The sequence below is a fragment of the Embleya sp. NPDC127516 genome (genome assembly GCF_044765325.1).
Lineage (GTDB): Bacteria > Actinomycetota > Actinomycetes > Streptomycetales > Streptomycetaceae > Embleya.
The window spans coordinates 102,442-117,844 of record NZ_JBIWJT010000032.1; the positions used below are offsets into that span (position 1 = coordinate 102,442).

Consider the following 15,403-nt stretch of genomic DNA (forward strand, 5'->3'; position numbering starts at 1 on the left):
ACATCATTTCGGTCAAAACGTGCTCAAGCACCACACGTGACACGCCATCTCGTCCCGGGTGTCATCCGAAAAGATCACCGCACGGATAACCACCCCACATCGGGGGCAGGAGATCCGCCATGTTGGGGCTGCCGAACACCATCCACGCGCTTCTCTTCGACCTCGACGGGGTCTTGACCCAGACCGCCAAGGTGCACGGCGTCGCCTGGAAGGAGATGTTCGACCACTTCCTGCGCGAACGCGAAGGCGCCGGCTTCACCCCGTTCGACCCCAGACGGGACTACGACACGTTCGTGGACGGCAAGCCGCGGCTGGACGGCACCCGTTCCTTCCTGGAGTCGCGCGGCATCGAACTGCCCGAGGGCGACGAGGGCGATCCGCCCGGGTCGTTCACCCTGCACGGGCTGAGCAACGCCAAGAACGATCTGGTGCTGCGGCTGATCCACGACCGGGGCGTCGAGGTCTACCCCGGCTCGGTGCGCTACGTGCACGCCGCGCGCGCGGCGGGACTCCCGTGCGCCGTGGTGTCCTCCAGCGCGAACTGTGAGGACGTGCTGCGTGCGGCCGACATCCACGACCTGTTCGACGCGATCGTGGACGGCGTGGTGGCCAAACGCGACCACCTGAAGGGCAAGCCCGCGCCGGACACCTTCCTGGCAGGCGCCCGGGCCCTGGGCGCGGACCCGGCGCACGCGGCCGTGTTCGAGGACGCGTTGGCCGGCGTCGCGGCCGGTCGGGCGGGCGACTTCGGCCACGTGATCGGCGTGGACCGGGTCGGTCAGGCCGAGGAACTGCGCAGGCACGGCGCGGACGTGGTCGTATCGGATCTCGACGAACTGCTCGACGGCGCGACCGGCGACCCGTCGAGCACGCGGACCACGGCGGAAGGCACGGCATGACGACCGGACACCCCTACACGATCGAGCCGTGGGGGATCACCGAACAGACCCTCGACCTGGACCACCTGCCCCAGTCCGAGTCGGTGTTCGCCCTCTCCAACGGCCACATCGGGCTGCGCGCCAACCTCGACGAGGGCGAGCCGCACGGCCTGCCCGGCACCTACCTCAACGGTGTCTTCGAACTGCGCCCACTGCCCTACGCGGAGGCCGGGTACGGCTACCCCGAATCCGGCCAGAGCGTCATCAACATCACCAACGGCAAGATCATCCGACTCCTGGTCGACGACGAGCCGTTCGACCTGCGCTACGGCCAGACCCAGGACCACGAGCGCTCGATCGACTTCCGCGAAGGCGTCCTGCACCGCCGCGCGTTGTGGACCTCGCCGGCCGGCCGCACCGTCCGGGTCACCTCCAAGCGGCTGGTCTCGCTCACCCAGCGCTCGATCGCCGCGATCGAGTACGAGATCGAGCCGATAGACGGCCCGGCCCGGATCGTGCTCCAGTCGGAGCTGGTCACCAACGAGGAACTGCCGCTGCCCAACGCCGATCCGCGCGCGGCCGCCGTGCTGGAGGCACCGCTGCGCCCCGAGGAGCACACGCACAACGGCAGCAAGGCGATCCTGGTACACCGCACCGAACACAGCGGCCTGCGGGTCGCGGTCGGCATGGACCACGAGATCGACGGTCCCGAGAGCATGTACGTGGAGACCGAGAGCTCCGCCGACCTGGCCCGGTTCAGCGTGACCACGGTGCTCGACCGCGGACAGAAGCTGCGGATCGTCAAGTACATCGCGTACGGCTGGTCCTCCACCCGCTCGCTGCCCGCGCTGCGCGACCAGGTCGCCGCCGCGCTGACCGCCGCGCGATACACCGGGTGGCACGGTCTGGTCGACGAGCAGCGCGGCTGGCTCAAGCGATTCTGGGACAACTCGGACATCGAGGTCGAGGGCGACGTCGAGCTGCAACAGGCCGTGCGGTTCGCGATGTTCCACGTGCTCCAGGCCGGCGCCCGGGCCGAGGAGCGGGCGATCCCGGCGAAGGGACTGACCGGGCCCGGGTACGACGGGCACTGCTTCTGGGACACCGAGGTGTTCGTCCTGCCGGTGCTCACCTACGGGCTGCCGCACGCGGTCGCCCAGGCGCTGCGCTGGCGGCACTCGACGCTGCCGCTGGCCCGCGAGCGCGCGGCGCAACTGGGGCTCAAGGGCGCGCTGTTCCCGTGGCGGACCATCCGCGGCGAGGAATGCTCCGGCTACTGGCCCGCGGGCACCGCCGCGTTCCACATCGGCGCGGACATCGCGGTCGCCGTCGCGCGCTACGTGCGCGCCACCGGAGACCGGGATTTCGAGCGCGACTTCGGCCTGGAGATCCTGGTCGAGACGGCGCGCATGTGGCGCTCGCTCGGCCACCACGACGCGGCCGGCCTGTTCCGGATCAACGGGGTGACCGGCCCGGACGAGTACAGCGCGCTCGCCGACAACAACGTGTTCACGAACCTGATGGCGCAGTCCAACCTGCTCGCCGCGGCCGACGCGGTCGCGCGCCACCCGCACGAGGCCCGCGCGCTGGGGGTGAACACCGAGGAGACCGCGAGCTGGCGCGACGCGGCGCACGCGATGTACATCCCCTACGACGAGGACCTGGGTGTGCACCCGCAGGCCGACGGGTTCACCAAGCACCGGATCTGGGACTTCGAGAACACCCCGCCCGACCACTATCCGCTGATGCTGCACTACCCGTACTTCGACATCTACCGCAAGCAGGTGGTCAAGCAGGCCGACCTGGTGCTGGCGATGCAGGTGCGCGGCGACGCGTTCACCGACGAGCAGAAGCGCCGCAACTTCGACTACTACGAGGCGCTGACCGTGCGCGACTCGTCCCTGTCGGCCTGCACCCAGGCGGTCATGGCGGCCGAGGTCGGCCATCTCGAACTGGCTCTGGACTACACCGCCGAAGCCGCCCTGATGGACCTGCACGACCTGGCCAAGAACACCAAGGACGGCCTGCACATGGCTTCCCTGGCGGGCACCTGCACGGCGCTGGTCGCGGGCTTCGGCGGGCTGCGCGACCACGGCGAGTGCATGTCCTTCAAGCCGCGCCTTCCGGTCGGCCTGACCGGCCTGGCCTTCTCCCTGTCGGTGCGCGGCGCCCGGCTGCGGGTGGAGACCACCCACGATCACACCACGTACACGCTGCGCGAGGGCGACGAACTGGCGATACTGCACCACGGCGAGAAGCACCTGCTGGTCCCGGGCAAGCCGATAACGCTCGACATCCCCCAGCTCGCCCGCGACGTGCCGCCCGGCCAGCCCATGGGCCGCGTCCCGGTGCACCGCCAGACCGCCCCCGACACCCACCCCACGGGCCCCAGCCCGAGCTGACCGATCCCCCGGCACACGCCGGGCCGGCCCCGACGCCGGCCCGGCGTCCGTCGTTCCCGGCTTGGCCGGCGCCGAACACCCCTGGCCTTGACGTCCACGTCAAGGTCTACCGTTTCGGACATGCGCATCGGAGAACTGGCGGAGCGCGCGGGGACCAGCACCCGAACCCTGCGCTACTACGAGCAACGCGGCCTGCTGTCGGCTCGGCGCAACAGCAGCGGGTACCGCGACTACGACGAGGACGACGCCCGACTGGTGCGCGAGATCCGCGCGCTCCTGCGCATCGGCTTCGACCTGGAGGAGACCCGTCCGTTCGTCGAGTGCCTGCGCGCCGGGCACGACGCGGGCGACGAGTGCCCCGCGTCGGTGGCGGTCTACCGCCGCAAACTCGCCGAACTCGACGCGTGCATCGACCGCATGCGGGGCATCCGGGCCCATCTGGCCGCCCAACTCGACCAGACCGAGCGCGCGCACGGCGCGATGGACGACGCCACGAACCCGTATGCCGCGAGCCGGTATGCCGACCGGGCACCGACGCCGGCCGCCTCGGCCGCCGCCGGCCTGCCCGACCCGCCGGAGCCCCGCTGCGCGCTGACCGCCGGCCCGCTCACCAAGGAGTCCTGATGACCACGAACGTGCACGACGCCACCGACGCCGACTTCGACACCGCCGTACTGGGCGCCGACCGCCCGACCCTGGTCGAGTTCACCGCCGACTGGTGCGGCCCGTGCCGGCAGATGGCCCCGGTGCTGGAGGAGATCGCGATCGAGGAACCGGGCCTGGCCGTGGCCAAGCTCGACGTCGACCGCAACCCGGGCACCGCGGCCCGCTACGGAGTGTTGTCCATGCCGACCTTCATGGTCTTCAGCGGCGGCGAACCGGTGCGGCAGTTCGTCGGCGCCCGGCCCAAGCGCCGGATCCTGGCCGAACTCGCCGACGTGCTCGGGCAGAACCCCGCCGCCGCTCGATAGATTCCGGGGATGGCCATCCCCCGCCGGATCACCTTCACCACCGACTACGGGCTCGCCGACGGCTTCGTGGCCGCCTGCCACGGCGTGATCGCCGGCATCGCGCCGGACGTACCCGTCGTGGACGTGAGCCACCTGGTGCCGCCCGGCGACGTGCGGCGCGGCGCGCTCGTGCTGGCGCAGACCCTGCCGTGGTTCCCGGCGGGCACCGTGCACATCGCGGTGGTCGACCCCGGCGTGGGCACCGCCCGCCGGGCGATCGTGCTGCGCGCCGGCGGGCACCTGCTGGTGGGACCGGACAACGGCCTGCTCCTGTGGGCCGCGCGCGAGCTGGGCGGTGTGCGGGAGATCCGCGAGATCGCCGATCCCGCGCTCACCCTGGCGAAGGTCTCCCGCACCTTCCACGGTCGCGATGTGTTCGCGCCGGTGGCCGCCCACCTCGCGCTGGGCACGCCGGTCGCCGAGGTGGGCCCGGTCGTGACCGACCCGGTCCGGCTGCCCGAGCCGATGCCCGGCGAGGTGCTCGCGGTGGACCACTTCGGCAATGTGCAACTCGCGTACGCGGTCTCCGACTTCGCCGGCGCCGACGCGCTGCGGATCGAGGTGGGCGGGCACACGTACCGGGTCCCGTTGCGGAGCACTTTCGGCGATGTGCCCTCGGGGGAACTCGTCGGCTACCAGGACTCCGCCGAACTGCTGGCGATCTCGGTCAACGGCGGCGACGCGGCCCGGCTGCTGGGCCTGCGGGCCGGCGACCGGGTCGGCGTTTCGCCCGCTACTTGAGGTTCGGCTGCTGGTTCTCGAACCAGACCTGGTCCAGCGCCGCCTTGCAACTGTCCGCGGGCGCGCACGCGAGGGAGACGTCGTTCGAGCCCTCGTTGAGCTGCACCATGTTCCAGGTGCCGGTGACGCTGGTCGACGTGCCGTAGTTCTTGAGCTTCACCTTGTTCGTGGTGTCCTTGCCGTTCACCAGGATCGACAGATTCTGTTCCTTGGAGCCCGCGTTGAGGAACTTCACGGCCAGGTAGTACGTGCCCTTCTTGGGCACCTCCACCTTCCAGGTGATGCTCGACCCCGAGGCCGACATGTCCAGCATGCCCTTGCCCGAGGAGTTGGCCACGCCGGGAACCTGGACCGCGCCACCGCCGGGCGAAGCCTCCTCCGCCTCCAGCACGGCGAACTTGCCGCCGGGTGCCGTCGACGGCGCGCTGGAGGGCGACGCGGTCTGCGACGGGGCCGCACTGCTCTGGCCGCCGCTGGGCGTGGTCGGCGACTTCGCCTTGTCGTCCTTGTCGTCGCCGCGGGTCATCAGCACGGCCGCGACCACCGCGACCACGAGCACGATCGCCACCGCCGCGCCGATCACCGCGCCGCGTCCGCCGCCCCCACTGCCGCCGCGCGGCGGCGGGGACTGCGGCGGGGGCTGCGCGCCGCCGTGTTCGTGCTGCGCCGGGATCGCCGCCTGGGGCTGCGTGTGTGCGGGCGGCGGGTAGCTCATCTGCCCGACCTGCACGTATTGCGGCATCATCCGATTGGCGGAAGAACCGTACGCACCGGTTGTCCCTGTCCCCTCGGCTGCTTCCTCACCCGGCGCCGGCCGATAGAGGTACCCGTACGGGTCTTCAGGTTCACCGTTGGTACCCGCCGTCATCGGGTAGTCCTCCCTACGTTCGCCAGGCCAAGCTTTGTCAATACCAGGCATCACACTAACGGGCGATGGGCGGGACAAGTGGCGTTGTCCGAGTGACGGGACTGTCACGAAAAGGCCCTACTGATGCGTATGGCGACCGGTCGCAGACCCGTTTCCGGTCCGTTCACGCCCGTGTCACCCGACCCGAGCCACCCATCGATTCGGTGACCGAATTCACCCGTGACGCCCAATACGTCCACCGCCATGGCGGTGGCCCGCGCCAGGGCCGGACCGCCGACCGCCGCCCACCCGAGCCGAGCCGGCCCGCACGGTGCCCGCGGCGACCCTGGGCCTAGCCCGCCCGGCGCTGGGCCCGGTCGCGACGGCGCTTGTTCGCGTACATGTGCTCGTCCGCGATCCGCAGCAGATCCTCGGGCTCGGCGGCCTCCTCCGCCCAGCCGATCCCGAAGCTCGCACCCTCCAGCGGCACCGCCAGGCCCTCGGCCGGGATCGGCACGGACAGCGCGCGACGCAGCCGCACCGCCATCTCCTCGGCCTCCTCGCGCCCGATTCCGTCCGCGAGAACCACGAACTCGTCGCCGCCGAGCCGGGCCACCGTGTCGCCCTCGCGCACGGCGGCGGTGAGCCGCTCGGCGACCGCCTTGAGCACCACGTCGCCGATGTGGTGGCCGAAATTGTCGTTGATGTGCTTGAACCCGTCCAGGTCGCAGAACAGCAGCGCGACGCCCCGGCGCTCGGCGGCGGGCGGTTCGTCCACGACCACCACCGCGCCCTCCGGAACGCTCAGGATCGCGCCGGCGGGCACCGCCCACTCGTCCGCGTACGGCTCGCGCACCTCGCCGACCGAGCCGACCGCCGCGACCGCCTCGTCCGGGTCGGCGGCGGGCATCCCGGGGTCGAGGCCGAACCGCGCGGCCAGCCTGGCGCGCAACTCGCGCCCGTTCGGCAGCCCGGTGAGCGGGTCGTGGCTGGCCTCGTGCACGAGCGCCTGTTCGCGCTGCTTGCGGTCCTCGATGTCCTCCACGTGGGTCAACCCGAACCGCAGGTCGCCGAGTCCGTCCGCGACCTGCGAGGTCCGCAACGAGACCCAGCGGTACGTACCGTCGCTGCGTGCCAGACGCAGCTCGGTACAACCCGCCACCGGGACCGTGCCCCCCAGGTGTCCGCCGAGCAGCGGGCGGTCCTCCGGATGCGCCAGGGCGCCGAGCCCGAGCCGCTTGAGCACCGGCGCCGGGTAGCCCAGCATCCGACACAACGCGTCGTTGGCGCGCAGCAGTTGGCCCTGCTCGTGCCCGCGCACCCCGGTCATCACCATGCCGCTGGGCGCGTACTCGAAGGCCTGCCGAAAGCTCTCCTCACTGGCCCGCAGCGCCAACTGCTCGCGCTCCAGTCGGGCCACCGCGCGCTGCATGTCGCTGCGCAGCCGCGCGTTGTCCACCGCGATCGCCGCCTGCGCGGCGAACATGCCGAGCACCTCGCGCCGCCACGGCGCGGGCCGCAGGCCGTCCACCGGCAGGTCCACCGACAACACGCCGACCAGGTCGCCCTCGGGCGTGTGCAGCGGCGCGAGCAACGCGTCTCGCGGATGCCAGGCCTCGGGGTGATCGCCGATCGGCAGGTCGGGTATCCAACTCGGGACGTCCCCCACGTCGGCCAGCCCCGAGCGGTGCCCGAGGAAGCGCAGCGGACCCCACGGCTCGGCGGCGGCCAGAATGCGATCCCAACCCTCGCGCGAGCCGATCTGGCCGGCCATCGCCTTGCGCAATTCGTCGTTGCCGGCCACCGCCGCGACCTCCAGGTCGCCGTCGGCGCGGACGAGATTGACCGCAGCGACCCCGAACCCGAGGCCCGAAACCACTCCGTCGACGACGGCTTGGAGGGTGTCCTTGAGGTCGCGCGTGGCGTTCAGGTCGGCGACGACGCGGTTCAAAAGGCGCAAAGTCGCCAACCGGACGTGGGTCTCCGTCTCGGCTGTCATGGGTCTCCCCCAGGGGTCGACGCCGGTGTCTTCTGAACAGATATCGTCCGTTTACCAGAGAAACTGAATCACAGCGGGCTTCGCATTGGCGACGTTCCGTCATCGATCCGACTGTCACTGTGAGCCACCTCACGCTTCATACCGTATCGAGTCGGACCGCCGAGCCGCCCCGGAATCGCGTCCTCCGCCGGCATCCACCGCGCATCGTACGAGGCGGGAGCCCATTTTCGGGAACCAACCCAGGGTTCGCCACGTCGACCTGACGACCAATCAGATTCCGTACGGGCCGTTCGCTATGCGTCAGCGAGCTGAGGCACAGTCGATCCGGAGCATGATCGCCAACCTCTCTTCCCAGCGGACGACGGAATCCCTACCGTACGTCCGTCAGGTCTTCGTACGATCTTGCGCGCGCGTCGCGGAGGCCGATACGGCGAACACATCGCGCGTCGAGCGACAGGGGTTGGGCCCATGACCGGTCTGGTCGTCGGGGAGGTCTTCGCCAACGCGGCCCGTGCCGCCGCGGACCGGGTCGCGATCGTGCTCGGCGAACGCTCGCTGAGCTTCGCCGAAGTCGACGCGGCGGCGGAACTCGGACTGCGCCGCCTGCTCGCGCTCGGCGTCGAGGCCGGCGACCGGGTCGGCTGCGGGCCGGTATCGACCGGACCGGGCATCGCGGCCGTACCGCTGTTCGCGGCGCTCGCCCGACTGGGCGCGGTGCTCGTACCCGCCGACCCCGCCCACCCGGACGCGTACGCGCCCGCCCTGGTCCTGGACTCGGCCGCGATGGCCGACGCGCTGATCGCCGACCTCGACGACGAGGACCCCGAGGACCTCCCGGAGCCGTCGGACATCGAGCCCGCCGAGACCGACCCGTGCCTGATCGCGCCGGCCGGACGCCGCGGCGCGCTGCTGTCGCACCGCGTCCTGGTGCTGCGCTCGCACCCGGGCGCGCTCGCCGAGTCGCGCGGGGCGCACGTGCTCGCGGCCGACCTCGACGACGCCCGGACCTGGACACTCGCACTCGCCCAGTGGCACGCCCGGGACACCCTGGTCCTGGTGCCCGGCGGCGATCCGACCGCGCTGCGCGCCGCGGTGCGTGAACACGCCGCGACCCGGCTCACCGCCGCGCCCGCCGTGTGGCGCGCGCTGGCCGAGACTGCGCCCGAGCGGCCCGCCGACGATGAGGCCCTGGCCACACTGCGGTTCGCCGACACCGAACCCACCGAGACCGCCGTGTTCGCGGAGATCGCCCGGATCGCGCCGAACGCGACCGTACGGGTGGTGCTCGACACGCCGGAGACCGGCCCGCTCACCGCGCTGTCCGGCCCGGACCTGTTCGCCCACCCGGGCGCCTGCGGGATCCCCGGCCCGCTGCAGTACGTCGCGCTCGACCCGGACGGCGAGATGTGCGTACGCGGCCCGCTGCTGTTCGACGGGTACGCCGACGACCCGGCGGCCACGGCCGAGATGCTCGCCGACGGCTGGTACCGCACCGGCGACCTGGCCGTGCTCGACGAGGCCGACGGCGTGCTGACGGTGACCGGCCGCGCCGCCGAGTTGATCCGGATCGACGGCAAGGCGGTGGGCCCGGGCGAGGTGGAACGAGTCCTGAAGGACCACCCGGACGTCCGCGACATCGCGGTCATCGGCCTGCCGCACCCCACCGACGGCCGACTGCTGGGTGCCGTGGTGGTCGCCGAGGATCCCGCCCGGGTGCCGGGGCCCGCCACGCTGCGTGACGCCTGCGCCAAGGCCGGCCTGGCAGCGCACAAACATCCCGTCCGGTTCTTCCACGCCGACGAACTCCCGTCCGGACCCACCCGGCGCGAGGACCTGACCCGGGAGATCACCGCCAACCGGTGACCGGGGCGAGCCGTTGGGTCAAGCCGGGCCGGGCCGGATCGGACCGAGCCGTGTGGGGCCGACGCCGATACGACCGGGCGATCCGGGCAGGGGTCCGGGCCCGGGGCTCCAACCAAGGCGGCCCGTGCGCGTGCCGTCCGGCCGACGGGACCGAACGAGTCCGCCGACCCGCCCGCCCGGCGAGGCCGATCCCGGGTCGGGCGCTCGGCCCGCATACCCTGGAGCCGTGTCCGTGCCACCCCCGCAGCCCGTCGACGAAGCCGCCTTCAAGACCGCGATGTCCCGTTTCGCCTCCGGCGTGGTGCTGATCACCGCCGTCGAGGGCGACCCCGGCGACGGGGGTCCCGTGGACGACGTGGGGATGACCGCGACCGCGTTCGTGTCGGTGTCCCTGGACCCGCCGCTGGTGCTGATCAGCCTGCGCCGCGAGGCGCGCATGCGCGACGTGTTGGACGAACAGCCGTTGTGGGCGGTGTCGCTGCTGTCCCGAAGCCAAAGCCGGATCGCCGCCCGCTTCGCGATCCCGGGCCGGATCAGCGACCGGCTGATCTTCGCCGACATCCCGCACGATCGCGGCCCGGCCTCCGGCGCCGCGCTGGTCGGCGGCGCACTGGCCACCCTGGAATGCCGCACCCACCAGGTGGTCGAGGCGGGCGACCACATCCTGTACGTCGGCGAGGTGCTGACCACGGGACTGCCCGACCCGGAGGGCCCGCCGCTGCTGCACTTCCGCGGCGGGTACCGGAGCCTGGGTTGAGCCCCGGGCCGATCCGGGTGGTTACGGGCGCGGCCCCGGCCGCATCAGCCCGTCCGCCGTCACCGAGGCCACCAGACGTCCCGTTCGGGTGAACACCCGGATCCGCCCGTGCATGCGCCCGTCGCCCGCGTACTCGCTCGCGCACCGCAGCAGCAGCCACTCGTGCGCGGAGAAGCCCTCGTGGAAGGTGATGTTCTGGGCCAGCGCGACCGACATCGCCCGCCCGCCCCGCCGCTCGATCTCGGCCTGCGGATACGGCCGCAGCGCCACCGGGCCCAAAAAGCCCTCGGTCGACCAGGCCAGAATCGCCCGGGCCATCGTCGCGGTGTCCGCGACCCCGGTACACCGCGTCCACAGGTCCAGACCCGGCGGCCCGGCCAGGTCCGGGTGCAACGCGGCCGGCCCGCCCACCGTGCGCACCTCCCACGGCAACATCGACACCGGCAGCTCGGAGCAGTCCTCGGGCCCCACCACCTCGGCCGGCAACGGGTCCGCGTGTCGCACCAGTTCGGGCCCGACCACACCGAGCGTCACGAACGCCCGGTAGTGCTCGTGCCCGCCCTGCCGAAAGCCCACCTGGAGCATCGCCGCCGACCGGCCCTGATGCAGCCGCTCGACTCGCACCTCCACCGGCTCGGCCGGATCCCCCGCACGCGGGAACACTCCCTGGAGCGTCTGCACCGCCATGTGCGGAACCACCCGCTCGGCCGCCACCACGGTCTGCGCCAACACCTGCGCGCCGAGCGTGCGCGGTATCCGGGTCACGATGTTGCGCGCACGAAAGCCGACCACCGCGCCGGGCCCGCCCGAGTCCGCGGGGCCCACCGGCGTCAGGTCCAGCGCGTCCACCAAGTCGGCCGTCGCGATACTCGGCCACATCGACACTCCACCAGCCATGCGCGCATGATCGCAGCCTGCCGAACACGCACGACGCGGGGGCGGAGCCGATCGACTCCGCCCCCGCGGTGGGCCTCTCCCATCGTCGCCCGTGCGCCGGAATCGGCTGCGCGGGGGAAGCAGCCGTGCGACGGAATCAGCGCCTGGCACCCTTTCCGGTGAACTTCACCACCAGCGAGACCAGGAACACGGCGACCACGACGCTGATGATCCAGCGGATCCAGTCGATCCCCCTGGTGTCCTCGACACCCAGAGCCGCGGCGATGCCGTAGCCGATCAACGTGCCCACGATGCCGACCGCCATCGTGGCCAGGAAGCCGATCTTCTGGTCGCCGGGAAGGAAGAGTCGCCCCAACGCGCCGATGATGATGCCCGCGATGATCAGGGAAACGATCGTCATGGTTCCTCCAGCGGACCATCCGACAGCCGTACAAAGTACCGCCGACCCGGACGTTTCCGGGCAGGTGTCTCCTGTTCCCCACGATCACCGCGCGTTAACGCGAACACTCCCGTGCCACAAAGCCCTAAGGTGGTTGCGCCCGCCGGGTGGCCACGGTGCAAAATGGTCCGGTACACGCCCCGATAGCTCAGTTGGCCAGAGCACGCGCCTTGTAAGCGCGGGGTCGTCGGTTCGAACCCGACTCGGGGCTCGATGGGGCCGCAGGCTGCGGGGACGCGGCCGGCGGCCCTTTTTCGCGCCGCTATCCGCTTTTCGCGCCGCTATCCGCCCGGCCGAAGACGGCGGTCCGGAGCCGGTCCGGTCGAGCCGCGGACCACCAGTTCCGGCCGATAGATCAACTCGGTGCGCGGCGCCCGACCCCCGCCGATCTCGTCCAGCAGCGCGCGCACCGCCGCCGCGCCCATCGCCTGCACCGCTTGGCGCACCGTGGTCAGCGGCGGATCCGTGAACGCCACCAGCGGCGAGTCGTCGTAACCCACCACCGAGACGTCCTGCGGCACCCGCAACCCGCGCTCGCGCGCCGCGCGTACCGCGCCGAGCGCCATCAGGTCGCTGCCGCACACGATCGCCGTCGCACCCCGATCGAACAGCGCGCCCGCCGCCGCCTGGCCGCCCTCGACCGAGAACAGCGAGCGTTCGATCCAGCCGTCCGCGTCCTCGACGCCGAACCGCTCGGCGAGCCCGCGCCGGAAGCCGGCGATCTTGCGCGCGGTCGGCACGTAGCGCTCCGGCCCGACCGCGAGCCCGATCGCGGTGTGCCGCAGCGAGGCGAGGTGCCCTATCGCCAGTTCCACCGCGACCGCCTCGTCGCTGGAGATGAACGGCGCGTCCACCCCCGGTGCGAAGCCGTTCACGAACACCATCGGCAGACCGCGCTCGACCAGGCGCAGGTAGCGGGACAGGTCCGCGCCCGAGTCCGAGTGCAGGCTGGAGACGAACACGATCCCGGATACCCCGCGTTCCAGGAGCAGTTCGGTGTAGTCGTCCTCGGTGACGCCGCCCGGGGTCTGGGTACACAACACCGGCGTGTAGCCGTGGTGCGCCAGCGCCCGCTCGATGACCTGCGCGAACGCCGGGAAGATCGGGTTGTCCAACTCCGGGAGCAGCAGCCCCACCAGGCCCGCGCTGCGCCGCCGGAGGCGGGCGGGACGTTCGTAGCCGAGCACGTCGAGAGCGGTCAGGACGGCCCGCCGAGTGTCGTCCGCGACCCCGGGTTTGCTGTTCAGGACCCGACTCACGGTCGCCTCGCTGACCCCTGCCTGCGTTGCGATGTCCGCCAGTCGAGCCTTCATGCCCGCAGCCTAGTGACAGTTTCAGCAGGATTTCGCAGGGCCTTGCGGCCCGCGCAAAACATTTCGGACGATCGGGACTGCTGACAGATGCCGTGCGCCCCGGTACGGTGATCGCTAGTCCATTGTGAATGGACTAGACCACTTGCCCGGGGCGGCCCAGGCAGCCCAGCACCGGGTACCTCACCCTCCACTCGGATCGTCCGGCACGTTCCTGCCGGTGGAAGGACACATCACCATGGCCACGGTCAGCTACAAGCAGGCGACCTGTACCTACAAGGGCGCCGAGCGCCCGTCCGTGAACGCGCTGGACCTGGAGATCGCCGACGGCGAGTTCCTGGTCCTGGTCGGCCCCTCCGGTTGCGGCAAGTCCACCTCCCTGCGCATGCTCGCGGGTCTCGAGGAGGTCACCGGCGGCTCGATCCACATCGGCGACCGCGAGGTCACCAACCTGGAGCCCAAGGACCGCGACATCGCGATGGTGTTCCAGAACTACGCGCTGTACCCGCACATGACGGTCGCCGAGAACATGGGCTTCGCGCTCAAGATCGCCGGCGTCGACAAGAAGCAGATCCGCGCGAAGGTCGAAGAGGCCGCGAAGATCCTCGACCTCACCGAGTACCTCGACCGCAAGCCCAAGGCGCTCTCCGGCGGTCAGCGCCAGCGCGTCGCGATGGGCCGCGCGATCGTCCGCGAGCCGCAGGTCTTCCTGATGGACGAGCCGCTGTCCAACCTGGACGCCAAGCTGCGCGTGCAGACCCGTACCCAGATCGCCGGCCTCCAGCGCCGCCTGGGCATCACCACCGTGTACGTCACCCACGACCAGGTCGAGGCGATGACCATGGGCGACCGGGTCGCGGTGCTCAAGGACGGTCTGCTCCAGCAGGTCGACACCCCGCGCAACATGTACGACCGCCCGGCCAACGTGTTCGTGGCCGGCTTCATCGGCTCGCCCGCGATGAACCTGATCGAGGTCGACCTCGCCGAGGACGGCATCCGCTTCGGCGACGCGGTCGTCCCGGTCTCCCGCGAGGCGCGCGAGGCGGCCGTCGCCGAAGGCGCGAAGAAGGTGACCCTGGGCGTGCGCCCGGAGCACCTGAAGATCAACTCGGCCGAGGGGCTGTCCAAGGACAGCAAGGGCCTCGCGGTGTCGGTGGACGTGGTCGAGGAACTCGGCTCGGACGCCTTCGTCTACGGCTCGGTCACCATCGACGGCGAGACCAAGCCGCTGGTCGTGCGGGTGCCCGGGCGTGACGTGCCGGAGAAGGGCGGGGTCCTGCACGTGGTCCCGACCGTCGGCGAGACCCACCTGTTCTCGACCAAGAGCGGCGAGCGGCTGCACGACTGATTTGTTGGGCGACTTCGTCGCCGGCTCGCGAGGCACCACTTTTTTGCTCCCCCGCTTCGCTCCTCCGCAAAAAAGTGGTGCCTCGCTCGGGGCTTCGTGTCCCTCCGCTTCGCTCCGGGGCACGAAGCCCAAGCTTGCGGCTCCGCCGCTCTCCGCGCTTCGCGCGTCGATCGCCGGGGTGGGGCGGGTCGGGGGCGCTGACGCGCCGGGCGATGGGTGGGGGTGGTGGGCTTCGGGGTCGAAGCTTGCGGCTCCTCCGCGCTTTGCGCGTCGATCACGAGGGTTCACCTGTGTCGGGGGTTGTGGGGGATCGCTGGGAGCGTTGGCGGGGCTACCGGGATTCGGGGCGGCGAGCGGCGAGACTCGGGGTATGGAACGCATGACCGAGACTCAGTGGCGGGCCTTTCTGTTGGCAGGACCGCGTACCGGGAAGCTCGCCACCGTACGCCCCGATGGTCGGCCGCATGTGGCCCCGATCTGGTTCGATCTCGATGATCGTGGGGACACGGTCGAGCTTGTCTTCACCACGTTCGGGTCCTCGGTCAAGGGGCGCAACCTTGCCAACGATCCTCGGGTGAGCCTGTGCGTGGACGACGATCGGCCGCCGTACGCGTATGTCGTGGTCGAGGGCGAGGCGCGGATCTCGGCCGATCCGGCCGATCTGCGGGTCTGGCCGAGTCGGATCGCCGCGCGATACATGGGCGCGGACAAGGTGGTGGAGCGCGAGCCGGTCGACGGCGAACAGGTGATCCACGTGCACATCCACCACGTGGTGGCCGATCGGAACATCGCCGGCTGAGGACGACGCACACGACGTGCCGGGGGCCCCCCCCCCGGGTGTGGGGGGCCCCCGCCCCGGGGGTTGGGGCCGGCCGGGACCCCCCCCGGCCCCCCCCCCGCCTTGGAGCCGGG

14 protein-coding genes and 1 tRNA gene are annotated in these 15,403 nt (G+C 71.4%); 10 read left to right on the forward strand and 5 right to left on the reverse strand.

Translation table 11 applies throughout. The features are described 5' to 3' along the window. The first annotated feature begins 119 nt into the window (after positions 1-119). The 5 genes from ACIRL2_RS41120 (at position 120) to ACIRL2_RS41140 (ending at position 5,031) form a co-directional block, all read left to right on the forward strand. A complete protein-coding gene (locus ACIRL2_RS41120) occupies positions 120-899 on the forward strand; it encodes an HAD family hydrolase (RefSeq protein ID WP_402239295.1) in 780 nt (259 codons plus the stop codon). After that, a complete protein-coding gene (locus tag ACIRL2_RS41125) occupies positions 896-3,280 on the forward strand; it encodes a glycoside hydrolase family 65 protein (RefSeq protein WP_395864309.1) in 2,385 nt (794 codons plus the stop codon). Before ACIRL2_RS41120 ends, ACIRL2_RS41125 begins: the two co-directional genes overlap by 4 nt. A 120-nt stretch (positions 3,281-3,400) precedes the next feature. Then, positions 3,401-3,904: a MerR family transcriptional regulator gene (locus tag ACIRL2_RS41130; RefSeq protein WP_395864311.1), complete on the forward strand. Its 504-nt coding sequence runs from the start codon at positions 3,401-3,403 to the stop codon at positions 3,902-3,904. Beyond that, on the forward strand, positions 3,904-4,251 hold the full coding sequence (gene trxA, locus ACIRL2_RS41135; protein ID WP_395864313.1) for a thioredoxin: 348 nt from the start codon (positions 3,904-3,906) through the stop codon (positions 4,249-4,251). Before ACIRL2_RS41130 ends, trxA begins: the two co-directional genes overlap by 1 nt. A 9-nt stretch (positions 4,252-4,260) precedes the next feature. Beyond that, positions 4,261-5,031 (forward strand): S-adenosyl-l-methionine hydroxide adenosyltransferase family protein, encoded by a 771-nt coding sequence (locus ACIRL2_RS41140; RefSeq protein WP_395864315.1) that lies wholly within the window; start codon positions 4,261-4,263, stop codon positions 5,029-5,031. Here the strand turns inward: ACIRL2_RS41140 and ACIRL2_RS41145 are convergent. Both ACIRL2_RS41145 and ACIRL2_RS41150 read right to left on the reverse strand, forming a co-directional pair. After that, positions 5,024-5,773: a CBM35 domain-containing protein gene (locus ACIRL2_RS41145; protein ID WP_395864317.1), complete on the reverse strand. Its 750-nt coding sequence runs from the start codon at positions 5,771-5,773 to the stop codon at positions 5,024-5,026. The genes ACIRL2_RS41140 and ACIRL2_RS41145 overlap by 8 nt on opposite strands. A 457-nt stretch (positions 5,774-6,230) precedes the next feature. After that, entirely contained in the window at positions 6,231-7,877 is a 1,647-nt protein-coding gene (locus tag ACIRL2_RS41150) for a diguanylate cyclase domain-containing protein (protein WP_395864319.1), read from the reverse strand. 468 nt (positions 7,878-8,345) lie between these two features. Here ACIRL2_RS41150 and ACIRL2_RS41155 point away from each other — a divergent pair, with 468 nt between their 5' ends. Next, entirely contained in the window at positions 8,346-9,740 is a 1,395-nt protein-coding gene (locus tag ACIRL2_RS41155) for a class I adenylate-forming enzyme family protein (RefSeq protein WP_402239299.1), read from the forward strand. A gap of 226 nt (positions 9,741-9,966) precedes the next feature. Then, on the forward strand, positions 9,967-10,497 hold the full coding sequence (locus ACIRL2_RS41160; RefSeq protein ID WP_395864323.1) for a flavin reductase family protein: 531 nt from the start codon (positions 9,967-9,969) through the stop codon (positions 10,495-10,497). Between the two features lie 21 nt (positions 10,498-10,518). Here the strand turns inward: ACIRL2_RS41160 and ACIRL2_RS41165 are convergent, their stop codons facing one another. After that, entirely contained in the window at positions 10,519-11,394 is an 876-nt protein-coding gene (locus tag ACIRL2_RS41165) for an acyl-CoA thioesterase (protein ID WP_395864325.1), read from the reverse strand. Between the two features lie 136 nt (positions 11,395-11,530). Beyond that, positions 11,531-11,794 carry a GlsB/YeaQ/YmgE family stress response membrane protein gene (locus ACIRL2_RS41170; protein ID WP_395864327.1) on the reverse strand — a complete coding sequence of 88 codons (264 nt, stop codon included), beginning with the start codon at positions 11,792-11,794 and terminating at the stop codon, positions 11,531-11,533. A 176-nt stretch (positions 11,795-11,970) separates the two neighbouring features. On the opposite strand from ACIRL2_RS41170, the gene ACIRL2_RS41175 reads away from it, so the two are divergent. Then, a tRNA-Thr gene (locus ACIRL2_RS41175) sits at positions 11,971-12,044 on the forward strand. 70 nt (positions 12,045-12,114) lie between these two features. Here the strand turns inward: ACIRL2_RS41175 and ACIRL2_RS41180 are convergent. Continuing rightward, positions 12,115-13,146 (reverse strand): LacI family DNA-binding transcriptional regulator, encoded by a 1,032-nt coding sequence (locus ACIRL2_RS41180; protein WP_395864329.1) that lies wholly within the window; start codon positions 13,144-13,146, stop codon positions 12,115-12,117. Between the two features lie 235 nt (positions 13,147-13,381). Here ACIRL2_RS41180 and ACIRL2_RS41185 point away from each other — a divergent pair, with 235 nt between their 5' ends. After that, positions 13,382-14,491 carry an ABC transporter ATP-binding protein gene (locus tag ACIRL2_RS41185; protein ID WP_395864331.1) on the forward strand — a complete coding sequence of 370 codons (1,110 nt, stop codon included), beginning with the start codon at positions 13,382-13,384 and terminating at the stop codon, positions 14,489-14,491. A 370-nt stretch (positions 14,492-14,861) separates the two neighbouring features. Beyond that, complete coding sequence (locus ACIRL2_RS41190) at positions 14,862-15,290, forward strand: PPOX class F420-dependent oxidoreductase (protein WP_395864333.1); 429 nt, start codon at positions 14,862-14,864, stop codon at positions 15,288-15,290. Positions 15,291-15,403: the final 113 nt, after the last annotated feature.

What these genes read in the sequence shown, in the direction of transcription:
- ACIRL2_RS41120 (WP_402239295.1), top strand. Translation starts at nt 120, where the DNA reads ATGTTGGGGCTGCCGAACACCATCCACGCGCTTCTCTTCGACCTCGAC.
- ACIRL2_RS41125 (WP_395864309.1), top strand. Translation starts at nt 896, where the DNA reads ATGACGACCGGACACCCCTACACGATCGAGCCGTGGGGGATCACCGAA.
- ACIRL2_RS41130 (WP_395864311.1), top strand. Translation starts at nt 3,401, where the DNA reads ATGCGCATCGGAGAACTGGCGGAGCGCGCGGGGACCAGCACCCGAACC.
- trxA (WP_395864313.1), top strand. Translation starts at nt 3,904, where the DNA reads ATGACCACGAACGTGCACGACGCCACCGACGCCGACTTCGACACCGCC.
- ACIRL2_RS41140 (WP_395864315.1), top strand. Translation starts at nt 4,261, where the DNA reads ATGGCCATCCCCCGCCGGATCACCTTCACCACCGACTACGGGCTCGCC.
- ACIRL2_RS41145 (WP_395864317.1), bottom strand. Translation starts at nt 5,773, where the DNA reads ATGCCGCAATACGTGCAGGTCGGGCAGATGAGCTACCCGCCGCCCGCA.
- ACIRL2_RS41150 (WP_395864319.1), bottom strand. Translation starts at nt 7,877, where the DNA reads ATGACAGCCGAGACGGAGACCCACGTCCGGTTGGCGACTTTGCGCCTT.
- ACIRL2_RS41155 (WP_402239299.1), top strand. Translation starts at nt 8,346, where the DNA reads ATGACCGGTCTGGTCGTCGGGGAGGTCTTCGCCAACGCGGCCCGTGCC.
- ACIRL2_RS41165 (WP_395864325.1), bottom strand. Translation starts at nt 11,394, where the DNA reads ATGGCTGGTGGAGTGTCGATGTGGCCGAGTATCGCGACGGCCGACTTG.
- ACIRL2_RS41170 (WP_395864327.1), bottom strand. Translation starts at nt 11,794, where the DNA reads ATGACGATCGTTTCCCTGATCATCGCGGGCATCATCATCGGCGCGTTG.
- ACIRL2_RS41180 (WP_395864329.1), bottom strand. Translation starts at nt 13,146, where the DNA reads ATGAAGGCTCGACTGGCGGACATCGCAACGCAGGCAGGGGTCAGCGAG.
- ACIRL2_RS41185 (WP_395864331.1), top strand. Translation starts at nt 13,382, where the DNA reads ATGGCCACGGTCAGCTACAAGCAGGCGACCTGTACCTACAAGGGCGCC.
- ACIRL2_RS41190 (WP_395864333.1), top strand. Translation starts at nt 14,862, where the DNA reads ATGGAACGCATGACCGAGACTCAGTGGCGGGCCTTTCTGTTGGCAGGA.